The sequence below is a fragment of the Nocardia sp. CA-136227 genome (genome assembly GCF_050955695.1).
Taxonomy (GTDB): domain Bacteria; phylum Actinomycetota; class Actinomycetes; order Mycobacteriales; family Mycobacteriaceae; genus Nocardia.
In genome coordinates this window covers 763,656-782,883 of the sequence record NZ_CP192081.1, presented here as the reverse complement: position 1 = coordinate 782,883, position 19,228 = coordinate 763,656, and the positions used below count along the sequence as shown (strand labels likewise).

At 69.1% G+C, this 19,228-nt stretch carries 18 protein-coding genes; 10 read left to right on the top strand and 8 right to left on the bottom strand.

All coding sequences use genetic code 11. The features are described 5' to 3' along the window. The first annotated feature begins 23 nt into the window (after positions 1 to 23). Positions 24 to 1,166: an NAD(P)-binding domain-containing protein gene (locus ACQP06_RS03685; protein ID WP_433670487.1), complete on the top strand. Its 1,143-nt coding sequence runs from the start codon at positions 24 to 26 to the stop codon at positions 1,164 to 1,166. 4 nt (positions 1,167 to 1,170) lie between these two features. Here ACQP06_RS03685 and ACQP06_RS03680 read toward each other — a convergent pair whose 3' ends face one another. The 6 genes from ACQP06_RS03680 to ACQP06_RS03655 all read right to left on the bottom strand — a co-directional run bounded on the left by ACQP06_RS03680 (position 1,171) and on the right by ACQP06_RS03655 (position 9,145). Further along, positions 1,171 to 2,028, bottom strand: a complete 858-nt coding sequence (locus ACQP06_RS03680) for an aldo/keto reductase (protein ID WP_433670485.1) — start codon at positions 2,026 to 2,028, stop codon at positions 1,171 to 1,173. Between the two features lie 119 nt (positions 2,029 to 2,147). Then, positions 2,148 to 3,698 (bottom strand): carboxyl transferase domain-containing protein, encoded by a 1,551-nt coding sequence (locus ACQP06_RS03675; protein WP_433670483.1) that lies wholly within the window; start codon positions 3,696 to 3,698, stop codon positions 2,148 to 2,150. A 25-nt stretch (positions 3,699 to 3,723) separates the two neighbouring features. Next, positions 3,724 to 4,326, bottom strand: coding sequence for a GTP-binding protein (locus ACQP06_RS03670; RefSeq protein ID WP_174391578.1), 603 nt, complete (start codon positions 4,324 to 4,326; stop codon positions 3,724 to 3,726). Continuing rightward, the gene (locus ACQP06_RS03665) at positions 4,307 to 4,681 is read right to left on the bottom strand and encodes a DUF742 domain-containing protein (RefSeq protein WP_033085504.1); all 375 of its coding nucleotides are present in this window, start codon (positions 4,679 to 4,681) and stop codon (positions 4,307 to 4,309) included. Before ACQP06_RS03665 ends, ACQP06_RS03670 begins: the two co-directional genes overlap by 20 nt. A 7-nt stretch (positions 4,682 to 4,688) precedes the next feature. Next, positions 4,689 to 5,102 (bottom strand): roadblock/LC7 domain-containing protein, encoded by a 414-nt coding sequence (locus tag ACQP06_RS03660; protein WP_029930951.1) that lies wholly within the window; start codon positions 5,100 to 5,102, stop codon positions 4,689 to 4,691. Next, on the bottom strand, positions 5,099 to 9,145 hold the full coding sequence (locus ACQP06_RS03655) for an ATP-binding protein (RefSeq protein WP_433670481.1): 4,047 nt from the start codon (positions 9,143 to 9,145) through the stop codon (positions 5,099 to 5,101). The genes ACQP06_RS03660 and ACQP06_RS03655 overlap by 4 nt, the downstream gene beginning before the upstream one ends. A 341-nt stretch (positions 9,146 to 9,486) precedes the next feature. Between ACQP06_RS03655 and ACQP06_RS03650 the strand changes: the two genes are divergently transcribed. The 7 genes from ACQP06_RS03650 (at position 9,487) to ACQP06_RS03620 (ending at position 16,630) form a co-directional block, all read left to right on the top strand. After that, positions 9,487 to 11,613: an AMP-binding protein gene (locus ACQP06_RS03650; RefSeq protein ID WP_433670479.1), complete on the top strand. Its 2,127-nt coding sequence runs from the start codon at positions 9,487 to 9,489 to the stop codon at positions 11,611 to 11,613. A gap of 118 nt (positions 11,614 to 11,731) precedes the next feature. Then, entirely contained in the window at positions 11,732 to 12,118 is a 387-nt protein-coding gene (locus ACQP06_RS03645; protein ID WP_357282520.1) for a hemophore-related protein, read from the top strand. 25 nt (positions 12,119 to 12,143) lie between these two features. Beyond that, positions 12,144 to 12,851, top strand: coding sequence for a response regulator transcription factor (locus tag ACQP06_RS03640; protein ID WP_433670477.1), 708 nt, complete (start codon positions 12,144 to 12,146; stop codon positions 12,849 to 12,851). Next, entirely contained in the window at positions 12,848 to 14,248 is a 1,401-nt protein-coding gene (locus ACQP06_RS03635; protein WP_433670475.1) for an ATP-binding protein, read from the top strand. Before ACQP06_RS03640 ends, ACQP06_RS03635 begins: the two co-directional genes overlap by 4 nt. A gap of 73 nt (positions 14,249 to 14,321) precedes the next feature. Then, the gene (locus tag ACQP06_RS03630) at positions 14,322 to 15,479 is read left to right on the top strand and encodes a hypothetical protein (protein WP_379278520.1); all 1,158 of its coding nucleotides are present in this window, start codon (positions 14,322 to 14,324) and stop codon (positions 15,477 to 15,479) included. Between the two features lie 148 nt (positions 15,480 to 15,627). Next, complete coding sequence (locus ACQP06_RS03625) at positions 15,628 to 15,909, top strand: hypothetical protein (RefSeq protein ID WP_357089931.1); 282 nt, start codon at positions 15,628 to 15,630, stop codon at positions 15,907 to 15,909. Between the two features lie 55 nt (positions 15,910 to 15,964). Further along, positions 15,965 to 16,630, top strand: a complete 666-nt coding sequence (locus tag ACQP06_RS03620; protein ID WP_433670473.1) for an RDD family protein — start codon at positions 15,965 to 15,967, stop codon at positions 16,628 to 16,630. 75 nt (positions 16,631 to 16,705) lie between these two features. On the opposite strand, the gene ACQP06_RS03615 is transcribed toward ACQP06_RS03620, so the two are convergent. Beyond that, positions 16,706 to 17,071 (bottom strand): FKBP-type peptidyl-prolyl cis-trans isomerase, encoded by a 366-nt coding sequence (locus tag ACQP06_RS03615; RefSeq protein ID WP_433670471.1) that lies wholly within the window; start codon positions 17,069 to 17,071, stop codon positions 16,706 to 16,708. 89 nt (positions 17,072 to 17,160) lie between these two features. Here ACQP06_RS03615 and ACQP06_RS03610 point away from each other — a divergent pair, with 89 nt between their 5' ends. Together ACQP06_RS03610 and ACQP06_RS03605 are read left to right on the top strand one after the other, a co-directional pair. Then, positions 17,161 to 17,964: a TrmH family RNA methyltransferase gene (locus ACQP06_RS03610; RefSeq protein ID WP_433670469.1), complete on the top strand. Its 804-nt coding sequence runs from the start codon at positions 17,161 to 17,163 to the stop codon at positions 17,962 to 17,964. Continuing rightward, the gene (locus ACQP06_RS03605) at positions 17,961 to 18,254 is read left to right on the top strand and encodes a DUF2537 domain-containing protein (RefSeq protein WP_379278516.1); all 294 of its coding nucleotides are present in this window, start codon (positions 17,961 to 17,963) and stop codon (positions 18,252 to 18,254) included. Before ACQP06_RS03610 ends, ACQP06_RS03605 begins: the two co-directional genes overlap by 4 nt. A gap of 19 nt (positions 18,255 to 18,273) precedes the next feature. Here ACQP06_RS03605 and ACQP06_RS03600 read toward each other — a convergent pair whose 3' ends face one another. Next, positions 18,274 to 19,011 (bottom strand): DUF6928 family protein, encoded by a 738-nt coding sequence (locus ACQP06_RS03600; RefSeq protein ID WP_433670467.1) that lies wholly within the window; start codon positions 19,009 to 19,011, stop codon positions 18,274 to 18,276. Between the last annotated feature and the right edge of the window lie 217 nt (positions 19,012 to 19,228).

Sequence of the window (19,228 nt, the reverse complement as noted above, 5' to 3'; positions counted from 1 at the left end):
TAGGTGGGCGTACCGTCGGGTCCGTGACCGCAACACCCGATGTCGACATCCTTGTAATCGGCGCGGGACAGGCCGGATTGTCGGTCGGCTACCACCTCAGGCGGCTCGGGCTGCGACCCGAACAGGACTTCCTGATCGTCGACCACTCCCCCGGCGCGGGCGGGGCGTGGCAGTTCCGGTGGCCGTCACTGACATTGAGCACCGTCAACCGGGTGCACGACCTGCCCGGCATGTCGTTCCAGGAGACCCTGCCCGCCGGATCGGACAATGCGCAGGCCGCCACCGCGGTGCCGCACTACTTCGAACTGTACGAGAAGCGCTTCGACCTGCGCGTGCACCGGCCCATCTCGGTGACCGTGGTGTGCGACCGCGCCACCGCCGCCACCTGCCCGAACCAGGAGGTCGACGGGCTGCTGCACGCCGAACTGAACCCGGGCGCGACGGTGCGGGCACGCGGACTGGTCAATGCCACCGGCACCTGGGACAAGCCGTTCATCCCCTACTACCGGGGTGCGGAGACCTTCGCCGGACGCCAGCTGCACGCCCACGACTACCGTGCCGCAACGGAATTCGAGGGCAAGCACGTCGTCGTGGTCGGCGGCGGGATCACCGCCATCCAACTGCTGGACGAGATCTCGCAGGTCACCGGCACCACCTGGGTGACTCGCCGCGAACCCGTCTTCCGCTCCGGGCAATTCGCGCCCGAGGACGGGCGGGCCGCGGTGGCCATGGTGGAAGACCGTGTCCGGCGCGGACTTCCGCCCGGATCGGTGGTGTCGGTGACCGGGCTGCCCGAGGACGCGCGGGTGCGGGCCATGCGCGCCCGCGGAGCCCTGGAGCGGCGACCGCTGTTCGACCACATCGAACCCGACGGCATCCGCTGGGCCGACGGCAGCTTCCAGCGCGCCGACGTCATCCTGTGGGCCACCGGATTTCGCAGCGCCCTCGACCATCTGGCCCCGCTGCGACTGCGCGGGCCCGGCGGCGGCATCACCATGGGCGGTCGCCTCGCCACCCGGGTCGAGGCCGATCCGCGCATCCACCTGATCGGCTACGGGCCCTCGGCCAGCACCATCGGCGCGAACCGCGCGGGGCGGGCGGCGGCCGTCGAATTGACCTCGTACCTGGGCGTTCCGACCCAGCGGAACGGCGATCCGGAGAGCTGAAGCGTCAGGCGGGCGCGTCCATATCGAAGAGGTCCGGGTCCGCGCCCTGCCGCGCGCCCTTGTCCAGACCGGCGATCTGGGTCATCTCCCGGCCGGTCAGCTCGAAATCGAAGATGGCCAGGTTCTCCGCCATCCGCGACGGGGTGTTGGACTTCGGGATGGCCACGTTCCCCAGCTGCATGTGCCAGCGCAGGATGATCTGCGCCGGCGTGCGGCCCAGCTTGTCGGCCAGGGCGATGATCACCGAATCGTTGAACTCCGCGCCGCGGCCCAGCGGACTCCACGCCTCGGTCACGATGCCGTGCGCGGCGTGGAAGGCGCGCAGCTCCGACTGGGCGTAATACGGGTGCAGCTCAACCTGATTGATGGCGGGCACCTCACCGGTCTCGGCCATCACCCGCTCCAGGTGCGCCCGGGTGAAATTCGAGACGCCGATCGAGACGACCCGGCCCTGGCGCTTGAGCGCCTGCAAGGCCCGGAAGGTGTCGACATAGAGATCCGCGGACGGCACCGGCCAATGGATGAGGAACAGGTCGACGGCGTCCAGGCCCAGCCGCTTGGCGCCGGCGTCGAAGGCGCGCAGGGTGGCGTCGTAGCCGTGGTCGGCGTTCCACAGCTTGGTGGTGACGAACACTTCGTCACGCGGCAGCCCGGACTCGTGGACGGCGCGGCCCACTTCCTCCTCGTTGCCGTAGAAGGCCGCCGTGTCGAGACTGCGATACCCGAGTTCGAGCGCCTTGACGATGGTGCCGACCCCTTCGCCGCCGTCGACCTTGTAGACGCCGAACCCCAGTTTGGGCATCACCTGGCCGTCACTGAGCACGATCGCTGGAATGTCGCTGACCTCGAACCGGTATGTCACCATTTCGAAGTTAGAAGCGCAGGTCCGCGGCGTCAACCGAGTGCTCTATACCGAAATTCGCGTGTCGAGCCCCCACGGCAGCAAATAGACAGCTTCGCGAAGGTTCGACGTGACGAGAACTACGTTTGCAAGCCCAGTCGCCGATAGCGCAGGTGCCGGGCGGCGAGCAGCTCCGCCGGGGAACGAGCGGTCAGACCGGCCAGTTCGCCCGCGATTGCCTCCACCATGCGCAGCGCGAAATCCGCGGGCTCCTCGGCGGCGTCCGGATACTCGTGCACGATCCGGTCCACGATGCCGTCCTCGCGCAGGTCCACCGCCCGAATCCGCTGGGCGGCAGCCAGTTCCGGGGCGTGCCAGGTGTCGCGGTAGACGATCTCGCTCGCACCCTCCGGCGGCAAGGGGGCCAGCCAGCCATTGGCGGCGGCCAGCACCCGATCGGCGGGCAGGAGGGCCAGCGCGCCGCCGCCCGTGCCCTGCCCCAGCAGCACCGAGACGGTCGGGGTGTCCAGGGTGACGAGATCGGCGATGCAGCGGGCGATCTCGGGGGCCAGACCCCGCTCCTCCGCCTCCCGGGACAACGACGCACCCGCGGTGTCGATCACCAGGACCAGGGGGACGCGCAGTTCGGCGGCCAGATGCATGCTGCGCCGGGCCTCCCGCAGCGCCGCCGGGCCCATGGTGTGCTCCGGCGACTGACCCGCGCGGTCGTGGCCGAATACGATGCACGGCTGACCCCGGAACCGGGCCAGGGCGTGCGCCACCGTGCGGTCCAGCTCGCCTTGTCCGGTGCCGGACAACGGAACTCGATCGGTGACGTGGCGCAGCAGCTCACGAATGCCCGGACGATCCCCGCGCCGGGAGATGAGCACCGTCTGCCAGGCGTGCACCTCGGCGGTGTCCAGCACCGCGATACCGCCGCGCTCCTGCGGACCCGCCAGAAAGGAACCCGACCCGAGTGCGGGTGGCAGTGCGTCACCAGCCTTTTCGGGCAGCGGAGCCGGACCGTCGCACAACACGGTGAGCGCCCGATGCACGATGCGACGGAACACCGGCACCGGCACGACACCGTCGATAACGCCGTTGCGGTAAAGGTTTTCGGCGGTCTGCACGCCCTCCGGGAACTGTTTCCCGTACAGCGCCTTGTAGACCCGCGGCCCCAGGAAGCCGACCAGCGCGCCCGGTTCGGCGAATGTCATGTGCCCCAACGACCCCCACGACGCGAACACCCCGCCCATGGTCGGATCGCGCAGATACACCAGATACGGATGCCCCGCCGCCTTGTGCACCGCCAGCGCCCCCGCCACTTTCACCATCTGCACGAAAGCGACTGTGCCCTCCTGCATTCGGGTCCCGCCGGAGGTCGGCGAGGCGAGCAGCGGCAAGCCCAGCTCGGTCGCGCGCTCCACCGCGGACACGATCCGCTCGGCGGCGGCCACCCCGATCGACCCCGCGAGAAACGCGAACTCGCACGCGATCACGGCAACGCGCCGTCCGCGCAGCAACCCCTCCCCGGTGAGCACCGCTTCATCGGTGCCCGCCGTTGCCGCGGCAGCCAGCAAATCCTCGCGATACCCGGGCGACGCCGCCACCGGCACCGGTGGCCGATCCCAGCTCACGAAGGAACCGGGATCCAGCAATTCGCCCAGCAACTCCCGCGCCGTGATCGTCACGGCGCGAGCTTATAGCCTGCGCGGCTCAGTAACCCTGAACGACCTTGCGCAGTGCGTACTCGGTGACCGCGACCAGAGCCTGCTTCACCGGCTCCCGACGACGGGCGTCGATCGAGAGGATCGGCACGTCCGCGGGCACCGCCAGCGCCTGACGGATGTCCTCCACCGGATACCGTGGCGCATCATCGAATTCGTTGATGGCCACCAGGAAGGGTAGGTTGCGCGCCTCGAAGTAATCGACGGCGGCGAAACTGTCCTCCAGCCGGCGGGTGTCGACCAGCACCACCGCGCCGATGGCGCCCTTGATCAAGTCGTCCCACATGAACCAGAAGCGGTACTGGCCCGGCGTACCGAACAGGTACAGCACCAGGTCATCGGCCAGGCTGATGCGGCCGAAGTCCATGGCCACCGTGGTGGTGGCCTTCGACGGGACACCGGTCAGGGAGTCCACGCCCACACTGGCATTGGTCACCAACGCCTCGGTGCGCAGCGGAACGATCTCCGACACGGCACCGACCAGGGTGGTCTTGCCGACACCGAAACCACCGGCCACGACGATCTTGGCCGACGTGGGCTTGCTGGTGCGCGTGTCGACTTGTGTCGTCGAATCAAATACGCCGGAGTCCACTGAGAACCCTTTCGATCAGCTCGCGACGTTCATCGTCGCTGGAATCGTCTTTCAAAGTCGCCGATACCCGCACATGGCCGGCATCGATGAGGTCCGCGACCAGCACCCGCGCGACCCCGAGCGGGATGCCCAGACGCGCGGCCACCTCGGCAACCGACGGCGATTCTCTGCACAACTCCACGATTGACGTCTCGATGTTGGTGAGTTCGAACTGCCGCTCGAGGGCGACCGGATGCGATGCGACGAGCGCCTCCAAGGCGAGCTCCACCTTCGGCCGGGTGCGACCGGCCGTCAGTGAATAGGGGCGAACCAGGCTCGGTTCGGCGCTCCCAACGCGTTCGTTGTCTATGTCCATCCCGCCATCAGGAACCCATCGTGACGCGAGGTGTGGCCTGAACCGTCTGGCCCACTCGCTCGACCAACAACGCCATCTCGTATCCGACCTGACCGATGTCACACGAGGTGTTGGTCAGGACCGCCAGATACGAGCCGTCACCGACAGCCATGAGCAGCAGGTAGCCGTGTTCCATCTCGACCACCGACTGCAACACGGTGCCGCCCTCGAACAAGTTCGACACACCCACCGAGAGGCTCGCGAGCCCCGCGGTCACTGCGGACAGCTGTTCGGCACGGTCCACGGGCAGCTGCGCGCTCGCGGCCATCAGCAGGCCGTCGGCGGATACCAGGACCGCGTGCGCAACGCCGGGAACCTCATTGGCGAAGTTCGAAACCAGCCAATCCAGCTGACGCTTCGTACCACCTAGATCGGGGTTCATCGGTCTCCTTTATCTCCGGTTAGGTTCATAGCTTGCATCGCGCGGCCATCCCGGACGCCCTTCTGGTGGCGACTCAGACTTGACCTGATGGATTCTGGGTCTCGGTGGGCCGCCTTGTCAGCGTTTCCGTTCACACCGCCGGGCACAAGTCGGTTACCCGGATCACGTTGCGGCAGACCGGCGGCCGTCCGCCTCTCCGGCGCCGATTGGCTGACCCGGTGTGCGGCCTGCCAGCCCTCGTCGCCCGGCGATTCGAAGGACGAGGCCACCTGGGACCGGTCGGCATTCGGATCGGAGAGCCACGCCGACATCATCTCCGCGAAGATCGGCGTGCCGCCCATGATCGAGTCACCGGGGGCGTCCGTCGGCTGCAAACGCGTCTGGAAGAACGACGCCGCCTTGGCCGGGTTCGACCGGAAGCTGTGACGTCCGGGCTCCTTGACGCCGTCGTCACCGCGCTGCGCCGCTCCACCACTCTGCGCTAGACCGACACCCGGAATCGGGGACGGACGCTGCGGCAACACCGAGCCCGGATCCCGCTGCGGCAGACCGGTAGCGCCGCGCTGCGGCAAGCCACCGTCCCGCTGCGGCAGCGGGTCGTTCAACGGATCACGCTGCGGGAGCGGACCACTCAGCGGATCACGCTGAGTCAGACCACCCGAGAGCGAATCGGCACCCGCGGCGGCCGGGCGCTGCGGCTGACCGGCACCCGGACCACGCTGCGGCAAACCACTACCGGAATCCCGCTGCGGCAAGCCGTTCGAGCCACGCTGCGGCAGACCACCAGCGGCGGGACCACCATCACGCTGGGGCAGACCACCGGCGGCAGGGCCACCATCACGCTGCGGCAGACCACCCGGACCACGCTGCGGCAGACCGCCCGCGTTCGAATCACGCTGCGGCAGACCACCGGGAGCGGCATCCCGCTGCGGCAGGCCGCCATCACGCGGGGCGAGACCGTCCCGCGGACGCAGACCCTGCTTGTCCGAATCCTGTGCGGCAAGACCATTGGCCCCGTCGCGCTGCGGCGCGGCACCACGCTGCGGGAGACCACCCGGCGCTCCCGGACCACGCTGCGCCGGAGCGCCATTGGCACCGGGCTGACGGGTCGGCAGACCACCCGCGGCCGAATCACGTGGCGGCAGACCACCGGCAGCGGAGTCACGCTGCGGGAGACCACCAGCGGCAGAGTCACGCGGCGGCAGACCACCGGCGGCAGAGTCACGCTGCGGGAGACCACCAGCAGCAGGGTCGCGCGGCGGCAGACCACCGGCGGCAGGCTCACGACGGGTCGGGCCCGAGTCCGCGCCACGCGGCGCGGGAGCGCCATTGGCGCCCGGCTCACGCTGCGGCATACCGCTGGGGGCGGAACGCTGCGGCTGTCCCAGCCCGGCCTCACGACCGGGGGCGCCATTGGCGCCCGGCTGACGGGTCGGCAGACCACCCGGCCCGGCCGGAGCCGCGCCCGGCGCGGATTCCCGCGACGGCGGAAGACCCACAGAGGGATTGCGCTGCGGCATCGCACCGGTCTGACCCGGCTGCGGCGCTCCCCCCTGCCCCGGACCACGCGGCGCGGGTCCCGGCTCCCCCGGTGCGCCCGGTCGCGGCGGCATGCCGCCCGGAGCACCTTGACGCTTGAGCATATTGGCGGCGAGGCCGCCCCGCGGCTGCGCCGGGGGCTCGCCCTGGCTGCGCTGCGGAAGGTTGGATCCCGGCTGAACGGCGGGCGCGGACGGACCGTTCGCACCCGGATCCCGCACGGGTAGGCCCGGTCTCGCACCGCCCGGCGCGGAACCGCCCGGCGCGGACACGGTGTGCTTGACGGTCGGACCGTTCACACCCGGCTGACGGGTCGGCAGACCGCCCGGCACCTGGGCGCCCGGCTGGCGAGTGGGCAGACCGGTCGCGGCGCTCGCCGCGGCCGGAGCCGGAGCGGGGCTCGGGGCGGCGCCCGCCGCCGTGCCCGCCGGAATCGGCCCGCTCACACCCGGATCCACGGTGACCATGACATTGCCGGTCGCCGTGCGGGTGACCGCGCGCATCTGCATGGAGGCCGGGGCACCGGCCTGATTGCCCGCACCCTGCGGCGCGGACGCCGTCGGGGCCGGGGCGGGAGCCGGCTGCTGCTGACCCTGCTGCGGCGGCACCGAGATGGCGCCACCCGGCGAGACGATCAGCGGCTTGGGCACGTGCACGGTGACGGTCACACCCGGATCCCGGGCGGTGTCGAAGGTCGGGCGCAGGCGCACGGTCAGGCCGTGGCGCTCGGCCAGGCGGCCGACCACGAACAGACCCATGTGACGCGCGGTGTCCGGGCCGACCTCGGCCACGGCCTCCAGTCGCCGGTTGATCTCGGCCATCTCGGCCGGGGGCATACCGATACCGCGGTCCGCGACCTCGATCAGCAGACCCTGATCGTGGGCCTGGGCGAAGGTGAACTTGACGTCGGTCTCCGGCGGAGAGGCGCGCAGCGCGTTGTCCAGGAGCTCGGCGAACAGGTGCGCGAGGTCGGACGCGGCGGGCTCGACCAGCGAACCGCGCGGGGTGGCGCCCAGCTTGACGCGCTCGTAGTCCTCCACCTCGGAGATGGCGGCGCGCAGCACGTCGGCGATCTCGACCGGCGCGGACTTGGTCCGGCGCTGCTTGGTACCGGCCAGAATCAGCAGGTTGTCGCCGTTTCGCCGCATACGGGCGGCGAGGTGGTCGAGACGGAAGAGGTTCTCGAGCAGGCGCGGGTCCTTCTCGTCGTACTCCATCGCCTCGATGAGCGAGAGCTGATGGTCGACAAGGGACTTGGAGCGCCGCGCCAGGGTCTCGAACATGTCGTTGACCTGGGTACGCATGGCGGCCTGGTCGGCGGCCAGGCGCAGCGCCTGACCGTGGATGTCGTCGACGGCGCGAGCCAGCTGGCCGACCTCTTCGTCGGTGTGCACCGGCATCGGTTCCAGCGGAACGTCTTCGGGGTCGGCGCCCTCACGCAGCGCGGAGACTTCCTGGCCGAGGTCGTATTCGGCGACGCGCAGGGCGGCCAGGCGCAGACGGCGCAGCGGGACGATCATCGCGCGCGCGATCAGCACGGCCAGCGCCAAGGCGCCGAGGATGGTGGCGATCACGATGATCGAGTAGCGGATGGCGTCCGAACGGGCCGCCGCCGCCAGGTCGTCGACTCGGGACACGATGTCCTTGGTCGCGCCCGCCGCGATCGACTGATAGCCGTTGATGCTCGCGACCAGCGAGTCCTTCAGTTCGGCCACCGGCAGCTGACCGGCCAGCGCCTGCGGGCCGTTCACCAGCTGCACGCGGGTGTCCGCGCCACGCTGCAGATCGGCGATGGTCGCGTCGCCGTCCGGGAAGCGGTGGGCCAGCACGGCGAGCATCTGCCGCTCGGTGCTGACACTGATCTGGATGTCCTTGAGGCCATCCTTCGGGTTGCTGCGGAGCGCCTCCGCCATGCCGGCGACCTCGTTGAACAGCATCCATCGGGTGTTCAGCGAGTCGACCAGGCGCAGCTTGGACTGGTCCACGTTCTTGTCGGCGATGGTCGCCACGATGGATTCCACCGTGCGCACGCTGTCGCCACGAATCCGCTCGACCTGGGCGACGGTGTCGGGAATCGACTTCGAGGGCGCGAGGCCCTGCGCCCGGATCGCCTTGGCGCCCACGATCATCTCGTCCAGCGCCGAACGGGCGGTGGGGAGGTCACTCAGCCGGGTCGCGGCCTTCTCGGCGAACGAGATCGCCGTATCCAATTGAGTGAGTTCCGGGTCGGAGGTCAAGGACTGGGTCGGGCCCAGCATGACCATCTGGCCACTGGCCACCTGCGCCGCGTCCGCACTGAGACCGGTGATCGCCGGGATCACCCCGACGTGGTCGGTCGCCGTCGAGAGCCTGCTCGAATCGGCGAACTCCGCCGAGATCCTGGACGCACCCAGCACAACAGCGACCAACAACGGCACGGCGAGCACCGCCGTGACCTTCCATCGCAGGTCCCAGTTGCTCAGCGCCCAGCGCTTATTGCTGCCGGACCTAGCGGCGTCACGCATCTCCCACTCACTTTCCAAACTGGCCCCAGCCACGCGCCATCAGCGAGCCTCCGAGCGATCGCACGCTCGGCTCGACAGACGGAGCTGACCGAGAACGGCGGCTGGCCGAGAAATTGCGTCCATGACGGCCGAAATATGTGACATGCGATTCTAACGGATCAATAACTTCTTGTGTGACCTCTTGGCAACCACCGGTCCCTGACCTGCCTATTCCAGGCAAAATCAAAGGTCGCGGCGCCCGCCCGGACGTCGCGTGAAGTCTGCCACAATCAGGCTGATCTATCGAGGCGGGCATCTTCAGCGCTTCTCAGGACACAAGGCGGAGCTAGGGAGTCACCGGGTTGAACGCGAAGCAGGAGTACCGACCGGCGTATCAGCTGAGCCTGGTCGATCCCTCGGAGTTCTGGCGCACCGCGGCCGAATCCATCAGCTGGGACGTGCCTCCCACCCAGATTCTCGATACTGCCGCCCGCCCGGCGGCGCGGTGGTTTCCCGACGCTCGCCTCAACACCTCCTACAACGCGCTGGATCGACATGTGCGCGAGATCACAACTCCCAAAGGCTCTCTCGAAGGCCAGGAGGGAGGCCGCGCCCAACAACCGGCCCTAATATACGACTCGGCTATGACCGGGTCCAGGCGGATTTACACATATCGGGAGTTGCTCGACGAAGTCGCCCGATTTGCCGGATCCATGCTGCGACTGGGCGTCAAGACCGGTGACCGCGTCGTCATCTATATGCCGATGATTCCCGAGGCCGTGATCGCCATGCTCGCCTGCGCCCGGATCGGCGCGGTGCACTCGGTGGTCTTCGGCGGTTTCGCCGCCCACGAACTCGCGGCCCGCATCGACGACGCCGAACCTGTGTTGATCATCACGGCCTCCGGCGGCCTGGAACCCGGACGCCGCATCGAATACCCGCCGATCGTGCTCGCCGCCCTCGACCTCGCCGAGACCACCGCCCCGAGAACCGTGCTGGTCAAGCAGCGGGAGGGCTTCCCGACCCTTCGCTTTCCGGCCGAGCAGGCGGCGACCGACTCGCTGCCCGCCTCCAGCGAGACCGTGGTGGCCCGGTGGCTCGATTGGGACGAGGCGCAGATCGGGGCGGAACCGGCCGATCCGGTGTCGATGGCCGCGACCGATCCCCTCTATATCCTCTACACCTCCGGCACCACCGGGAAACCCAAGGGCGTGGTGCGCGACAACGGCGGCCACGCGGTCGCCATGGCCTGGTCCATGCGCAATATCTACGAGGTCGGCGCGGGGCAGACCATGCTCACCACGTCCGATATCGGCTGGGTGGTCGGGCACTCCTACATCGTCTACGCGCCGCTGCTGGTCGGGGCCACCACCGTGCTCTACGAGGGCAAGCCGATCGGGACCCCCGACGCGGGCACCTTCTGGCGGTTGGTCGACGAGTACCAGGTGGATGTGATGTTCACCGCGCCGACCGCGCTGCGGGCCATCCGCCGCGCCGACCCGGACGCCGCGCTCGCCCATCAGCACGATCTGTCCCGGCTGCGGGCGCTGTTCTGCGCCGGGGAACGCCTGGACCCGGCCACCTACGAGTGGACCGTGGAGACCCTGCTCGCCGACCGCCCCGACTGCCCGGTGGTGGACCACTGGTGGCAGACCGAGACCGGCTGGCCCATCTGCGCGAACCCGCTCGGACTACAGCAGCTGCCGATCAAGCCCGGTTCGGCGTCTGTGCCGGTGCCCGGGTACCGGCTGCGGGTGCTGGACTCCGAGGGCAACGCGGTCGCCCCGAACACCGAGGGCAATATCGTCATCGGGCTGCCGCTGCCGCCCGGCACCCTGACCACGCTGTGGAAGGACGACGAGAGGTACGAGCGCTCCTATCTCTCCGCGTACCCCGGCCACTATCTGACCGGGGACTCCGGCTATTTCGACGAGGACGGCTACCTGTTCGTCCTGGGCCGCAGTGACGACGTCATCAATATGGCCGGGCACCGGCTGTCCGCGGGCGGGATCGAGGCGGCCATCGCCGGGCATCCGGCCGTGGCCGAGACCGCGGTCGTCGGCATCCCCGACGAGCTCAAGGGACAGCGGCCGATCGGGTACGTGGTGCTCAAGACCGGCGTCGACCTGGAGCCCGAGCGGCTGCGCGCGGAGATCATCGACCGGGTGCGGGAGCGGGTCGGGGCCATCGCCACCCTCTACGACGTGGTCGTGGTCACCTCGCTGCCCAAGACCCGGTCGGGAAAGATCCTGCGCCGCACCATGCGTCAGATCGCCTCGGGTGAATCCTTCGAGGTGCCGCCGACCATCGACGACGCCACCATGCTGCCCACCCTGGAGAAGCAGATCCGCGACGCGGTGACCTTGATGGAGGACAAGGAGCGCATCGCCGCCGCCGATGCCGCGGTCGCCACCACCCCGATCCGCCGCCCGGACCCGGCCGCCGCCGATCCGGCCGCTCAGCCCGGGGATCAAGCCGTCTCGGGCTAGCCTCAGAGTCTTTTCAGAATTGGCTCATCGACCTCCTAGAGCGGTCGTTTAGCGTCGGTCGGGCGCGCGGGAATCGCGCGCGCCCCGTTGCTGTGCCTACTGAGAAGAAGGTCGCTGTATGAGCTTCGTCCGTAATCGTCGTGCCGGTGTGCTCTTCGGAGCCGGTGCGGTCGCCGCCGTCGCCCTCGCCTTCGCGCCCGCCACCGCCTCCGCCTCACCCGCGGATCTGGTTGCGCCGCTCCTGAACTCCACCTGCAGCTTCGCCCAGGTGGACGCCGCCCTGCACGACAAGTCCCCGATGCTGGCCCAGTACCTCGATCAGAACCCTGGCTACAAGGCGGAATTGAAGGCCAAGTTCGACCTCTCCCCCGCCGAGCGACAGGCCGAGCTCGACCAGTACCTGCGCGACAACCCGGACGCCGCCAACCAGGCCGCGAGCGACCCGCGCGCCGGTGGAATCGCCGCCACGATCCAGCAGGTCGCCGATTCCTGCCACAACTACTGACAGCCCGGCTGCCAGAATGGAGCCCGTGGTCGAACGCGGTGAGGTACCAACAGTCCTGGTCGTCGACGACGATGAGGACGTGCTCGCATCGGTCGAGCGCGGGCTCCGGCTGTCCGGTTTCCGGGTGGTGATCGCCCGGGACGGGGCGGCGGCGCTCCGCAGTGTCAATGAATTCGCCCCGGACGCGGTTGTGCTCGATATGAACATGCCGATCCTGGACGGGGCGGGCGTGGTGACCGCGCTGCGGGCCATGGGCAACGAGGTGCCGATCTGTGTGCTGTCGGCCCGCAGTTCGGTGGACGACCGCATCGCCGGGCTGGAGTCGGGGGCCGACGATTACCTGGTCAAACCGTTCGTGCTCGCCGAGCTGGTGGCGCGGATCAAAGCGCTGCTGCGGCGGCGCAGTGACGTACCGGCCTCCGCGATCCCGGGCGCGATCACCGTGGGGCCCTTGGAAGTCGATGTCGCGGGCTATCGGGCGCTGCTGCACGGCACCGAGATCGAGCTCACCAAGCGCGAATTCGAGTTGTTGTCGACGCTGGCCCGCAGCGCCGGGGTGGTGCTGAGCCGGGAACGGCTGCTGGAACTGGTGTGGGGCTACGACTTCGCGGCCGACACCAATGTGGTGGACGTGTTCGTGGGTTATCTGCGGCGCAAGCTCGAGGTCGAGGGCGCCCCGCGCCTGCTGCACACCATCCGCGGCGTCGGGTTCGTCCTGCGGGCGCCGAAATGACGTCCGCGGCGGGCCCTTCCGCGCCCGGGGGCAGCCGCCGCCGCTGGTCCTACACGCTGCGGGTGCGCGTCGCCGCCGCCGCGGCGCTGGGCGCGACCGTCATCGTGGCGATCCTGAGCTGGATCACCATCTACGCCATCGGCCGCAGCAATATGGCCCAGGCCGATCAGCAGTTGTCGATGGTGTCGCGCCTGGTGCTGATCCAGCCGGTCTTCGCGGTCAATGTGGTCGACATCCTCGCGCCCAACAAGGAAATGGCGCTGACGGTCCGCCTGAACGACCGCGCGCTGGCCAGTACGCCGGTGAAACTGCCGGTGCTGCCGGTCGGCAATGCCACCGTCACCGTGGACGGCAATGCCTACCGGGTGCTCACCACCACCGAGGCGCAGCCCGCGGGACAGGTTGTGTCCCTGGGCATTCCGACCAATCAGACCGAGAAGACCATCAATGAGCAGCGACGCTGGGTGTACCTGGCCGCGGCGCTCGCGGTGACCGCGTCGGCGGGGCTGGGCTGGCTGTTCGGCGGGCGCGCGGTGCGGCCCATCGTGAAACTCACCCGGGACCTCGACGAGCGCGGGCCAACCGGGGAATCGGAAGTCCCGCTCTCGGTGGACGGTTCGGGCGTGAAGGAGGCGGACAAGCTCGCCGAGGCCGTCAACACGCTGCTGGAACGGGTGGACCGGGCGCAGACCGAGACCGCCACCGCGCTCGAGACCGCCCGCGATTTCGCGGCGGTGTCCGCGCACGAACTGCGCACCCCGCTCACCGCCATGCGCACCGACCTCGAGGTGCTCAGCACCCTGGACCTGAACGAGGAACAGCGCCGCGAGATCCTCACCGACCTGCAACGCGGTCAGAACCGGGTGGAGACCACGCTGGCCGCGCTGGAACGGCTGGCCGCCGGCGACCTCACCCACGAACGCGACCACGTGGTCACCGACGTGGTCGAGCTGTGCGACGCCGCCGCCCACGACGCCATGCGGCACTTCCCGCAGCTGAGGGTGTGGATCGAGGCCGACGCCGAGCTCGTCACCCGGGGACTGCCCACCGGGCTGCGGCTGGCCGTGGACAACGCGCTCACCAATTCCGCGCGGCACGGCGGGGCCACCGAGGCGCTGGTGACGGCGCATCGCGCGCCCGACGGACGCATCGTGATCACCGTCGACGACAACGGCCGCGGCCTGCCCGCCCACGAGCGGGAGCAGGTGTTCGCGCGCTTCTTCCGGGGCAGTCAGGCCACCAAGGGCGGGTCCGGGCTGGGTCTGGCGCTGGTGGCGCAGCAGGCCCAATTGCACGGCGGCCGAGCCTATTTCGACGATGGCATGCTGGGTGGGGTGCGGCTGGTGCTGGAGCTCCCCGATCGCGGGGCGTGGCCGCCGCCACCCGCGCGGATGTGAACGCACCGGTCTTTACCGAACTCTCAGACATCCATCAGAGCAGCGGACATACCCGGCCTCTACGGTCTGAATCGTGTTCGGAAAACGTGCTCGCTGGGTCCTGATCGTCCTGCTGCTCGCCGCCGCGGTCGCGGCGAGCGTCGTCGGCATCGGCCGCCTGCGGACCGCGCCCACGGCGGTCGCGCTCGTCAACGGCGATTCCGGCCCGCTGGGCGCGCGCATCGCGAAGGACTTGCAGGCCAGTGGAATCCGGCACTGGGAGGTGGTCGACGAGGCGAGCCCCACGGACTACGCCGCGGTGATCACGCTGCCCGCCGACCTGACCGCCGACATCAACTCCCTGGTCACCGACAAGCCGAAGAAGGCTCAGGTCACCGTGGCCACGCACGACCGCGCCGACCCGAACCTGGTCAACGACGCGGTGAGCGAGGTGACCAAGAAGGTCAGCGCGGCCGGGCTGGACACCCTGTTCTCGACCATGAACACCGCGCGCCTGCAGGTGTCGCAGATCGCCGGGACCTCGGGCATGCTGAGCGCGGGCGTGCAGGCGGCCGCGGACGGCGCGCAGCAGTTCTCCGGCGGCGCGGATCAGCTGACCGATTTCCTGGCGCAGGCGAAAGCCGGTGCGGGGCAGCTGACTTCGGGAATCGACGCCCTGAACACCACCCTGTCGGCGGCGACCACGCAGGCGAATCAGCTTGCCACGGCGCTGGATTCGACCGGCGTCACCATGTGGCAGGTCTCGCAGGCGGCGAGTGCGCTGTCGGGCGGGTTGAACGTGGTGGTGCCGTTGTTGCAGGGGCTGCCGATCGCCACGGATCCGCAATTGGCGAGTGTGATCACCCAATTGCAGGGTCTGCGCAATATCGCGAATCAGGCGGATGTCCAGCTCAGTGGCTTCGCGAATCTGACAGGCACGCAAGTCACTCCGGATACCAAGGTCGGGCAGCTGCTGCGCGACGCGGCCGGACGACTGAATGACGCAAGCGCCCAGTTGAATCAGGGCGCGTCGCTCGCACAGAGCATTCCCGCGATCGCCGATCAGGCCGGCGCCCAGCTGGTCACCGCCATGCAGGCACTGACCGGCGGCGTGGCCCAATTGCAGTCCGTCACCAAGCTTCTGAGCAATCAGACCAACCAGGCCATGGGCGCGCTCCCCCAGCTCGGCGTGCCGCAGCAGACCGTGATCGCGGCCGCCCTCACCGATCCCGTGGACATCGTGCGAAAATAACGTTCGCAAACAATTAGCAACGATCGGCGGTTCGCCGGAGTACACTGTGCCCGAATTGCTCTAATCGACCCGTTTCATGAGCTCGTCCGCTTCATCCGCATCTTGGCTCCACTCAGCGCCCGGTATCGGAGAGGAAACGATCGTGAGCATGCTCATCGCCGCACACGACATGTACGGCACGGTTCTCGCCCAGCTCGGCAATCCCACCGCGGAAACCCCGCCCATGGCGGACAAGATGATGAAGATGTTCCGCTACTTCACCTGGTTCACCCAGATGTCCGGCATCGCGGCCATCACCTACGGTGGCGGGCGTTTCGCCTGGGAGAAGTGGGGCGGCGGCTCGGCCTCGCCCAAGATGGTCGCCAACGCGATGCTGGGCGGCGCGACCGCCACCAGCGCGGGAACCATCATGAACGCCATCGTCGGCTAGGGATTCGGGAGACAATGCGGGGGCCATACCCCCGCATCCTCTTGGGGAGGAACCGATGACCTACGGCAACGATCCCTACTCGCAGCAGCCGCAGCAGCCGGGCTTCGGGCAGCAGCCACCCGGATACGGGCAGCAGCCACCTGGGTACGGGCAGCAGCCGCCTCCCGGTTACGGCCAGCAACCGCCCGGTGGCGTCCCCGGGCAGCCCGGGGGCTACGGCTACCAGCCCGGCTACGCCGCGTACCCCGCCCCGCCCTACGCCAGCTGGGGCGCGCGGGTCGGCGCGTATCTGATCGACCGGCTGATCGTGTTCGTGCCCGCGGCCATCTTCTACGCGCTCGGCTTCGTCATCGGGTTGAAGGACGCCGACTGCGTGACCGAGCAGACCGACACCTCCTACAGCACCAACTGCTCGGGCGGGCTGTCGGGCGCGGGCGTCGCCCTCATCGTCGTCGGCGCCCTCATCGCCCTGGTCGGCGCGCTCTGGCTCATCTACAGGGAGGGCACCACCGGCCAGACGCCCGGCCGGAAGATGCTCAATATCAAGCTCGTTCGCGAAACGGACGGCCAGGTGCTGGGCTTCGGTATGGCCTTCGTCCGCCAGCTCTGCCACTTCGTGGACAGCCTCGCCTGCTATATCGGCTGGCTGTGGCCGATCTGGGACGCCAAGCGGCAGACCTTCGCCGACAAGATCATCGGCAGCATCGTGGTCAAGGTCTGAGACCGACGACGGAGACAACAGTGCCCGCCGCGCGGAATGCGCGGCGGGCACGTGTTTTTCAGCGACCCGGAGGCGTCAGTTCACGACGTCCAGCAGGTCGATGACGAAGACCAGGGTCTTGCCCGAGAGCTGGTGACCGCCGCCGGCCTCGCCGTAGGCCAGCTTCGGCGGGATGGTCAGCTGGCGACGGCCGCCCACCTTCATGCCGGGGATGCCGTCCTGCCAGCCCTGGATCAGGCCGCGCAGCGGGAAGACGATCGACTCGCCACGGTCCCAGGAGGCGTCGAACTGCGCGCCGGAGTCGTACTCGACACCCACGTAGTGGACATCGACGGTGTCGCCGGGCTTGGCTTCACTGCCCTCACCCACGACGAGGTCCTTGATCACGAGCTCGGCGGGGGCGGGGCCGTCCTGAAACTCGATTTCCGGCTTGCTGCTCATGGGCTGTCCTCTTCGATTAGGGGATCGGAACGTGATCTACCCTATGCCCCGCCCATTCGCCCGCCCCGAGCGGAGGCGAAAATGGGCGCGTGGCCGAAGTGATCGATATCGACGACCCCGCCGATCCCCGGGTCGCCGATTTCCGCGACCTCAATAACGCCGACCGCCGGCCCGATCTGCCGGGCGGAAAAGGCCTGGTGATCGCGGAGGGCGTGGTGGTGGTGCAGCGCATGCTGGCGTCGCGGTTCACGCCGTTCGCATTGTTCGGCGTCGCGAACCGATATGAGCAGCTGCGCGAGGATCTCGCGGCCGTGGATATTCCGTATTACCGGACCAGTGCCGCGGTGATGGCGGAGGTCGTGGGATTCCATTTGAATCGAGGCGTGCTCGCGGGGGCTTATCGGCCGCGTGAACTCGGCGCCGCGGAAGTACTGGAGGACGCGCGCACCGTCGCGGTGCTCGAGGGCGTGAACGACCACGAGAACATCGGTTCCGTCTTCCGCAACGCGGCCGGACTCGGCGCGGACGCGGTGCTGTTCGGCGACCGCTGCTCGGATCCGCTGTACCGGCGCGCCGTGCGCGTGTCCATGGGGCACGTGCTGCGGGTGCCGTTCGCCCAGCTGCCGCCGTTCCCGGCGGGCCTGGAGGTGCTGCGCGAGCGCGGTTTCCAGATCGTCGCGCTCACCCCGAACCCGAAGGCGGGCACCCTCGCCACCTCCATGACCGGCGACCGGGTGGCGCTGCTGCTCGGCGCGGAGGGCCCCGGCCTGACCGAGGAGACCATGCGCGCCAGCGACATTCGGGCCCGCATCCCTATGACTCCCGGCACCGATTCCCTTAATGTGGCGACAGCGGCCGCCATGGCCTTCTACGAGAGAGTGCGTGCGCTGTGAGTCATCCGCCCGACGGACCGTACGGATATGGATATTCCGAACCCACGCCCTGGGCCAGCGGCATCGCCGTGGTCGTCATGGTGGCGGCGCTGACCGCGACGGGCGTGTACGCCTTCGGGGCGGCGCTGGCGCAGATCCATCCGCTGCTGTCGGTGGTGGTCAATCTGATCGCGGTGGGCGGGGCCGCGCCGACGGCCTGGCGCTGGCGGTTCGCCCCGGTGACCCGCTGGGTGATCGCGGGACTGGGCGTGGGCGTGCTGGTGGCCTGGCTGAGCCTGCTGCTGTCCTGAACCTGCCGGGAGAATTCGGTCAGGAGACGCGGTCCCGGCCGCGCAGCCAGCCGAACAGTCCGCGCCTGCCGTTGCCGTGCTCGATCGGGGGTTCCGGTGCGCTGTCCAGCCGCGGCGCTTCACCCTTGGGGTACAGCGAGAATCCGCAGACCTCGATCTGCTCGGAGGTCAGGGCGTCCGCGGAAGTTTTGCCGCGGTAACGGAATCCGAGCCACTGCTCGTTGGCGGCGTCCGCGAAGGCGGGCGGATCGAAGGGCAGCAGCTGCGGGTCGAGCAGTTCGCCGGGGGTGAGGACGATCGGATGCTCGCCCGCCCAGTACGGCCGCTCCCAGACCCGTGGCATGCCCTCGTCCTCGAGGATATTGACCCGGGTCGCGCTGAAGGAGCGGCGGAATTCGCCACGCTCCCAATGCGCGAACGCCCCCCAGCCCAGCGACAGGTCGTAGGAGATCAGGTAGGTCTGCTCGGAGGCGAGCGGGCGGACCAGCAGTTCGGGCAGCCGGGTGGGCCGCGGCAGCGCGGCCTGAGTGGAACACACCACCGTGACGCCGGGATAGCAACCGATGTACATGGATTCGGGGTCCGGGCCGGCCCACACCTTCATGCTGCCGGAGGCGGCGGGCACCACGTCCCGGTCCGGATTGAGCTGCCGGGCGAGCGCGAAGGCGGCATCGGGATCGGGTCCCGGATGCGCGCGCAGCACGGCCACCGGATCGGGGGCGTCGACGTACCACAGGGATGAGACCGTTGATGGCACCGACGTCACCTCCCTCGCGCACTGGCTACTTTTGAGCAACGCATAGCGGCCGGTCGGGGCCGACATCGATCGGCCGGGACCGACCCGCCAACAGGATTGAATCTACCCCCGCGACAGCCCGAAATGCGGCTGTTGCCAACGCCGTTTCGCGGCGCGGCGACGAACGACCTGCCGGAAGATCAGCAACCCTCCGGCATTCGCGAAGATCGAAAAAGCG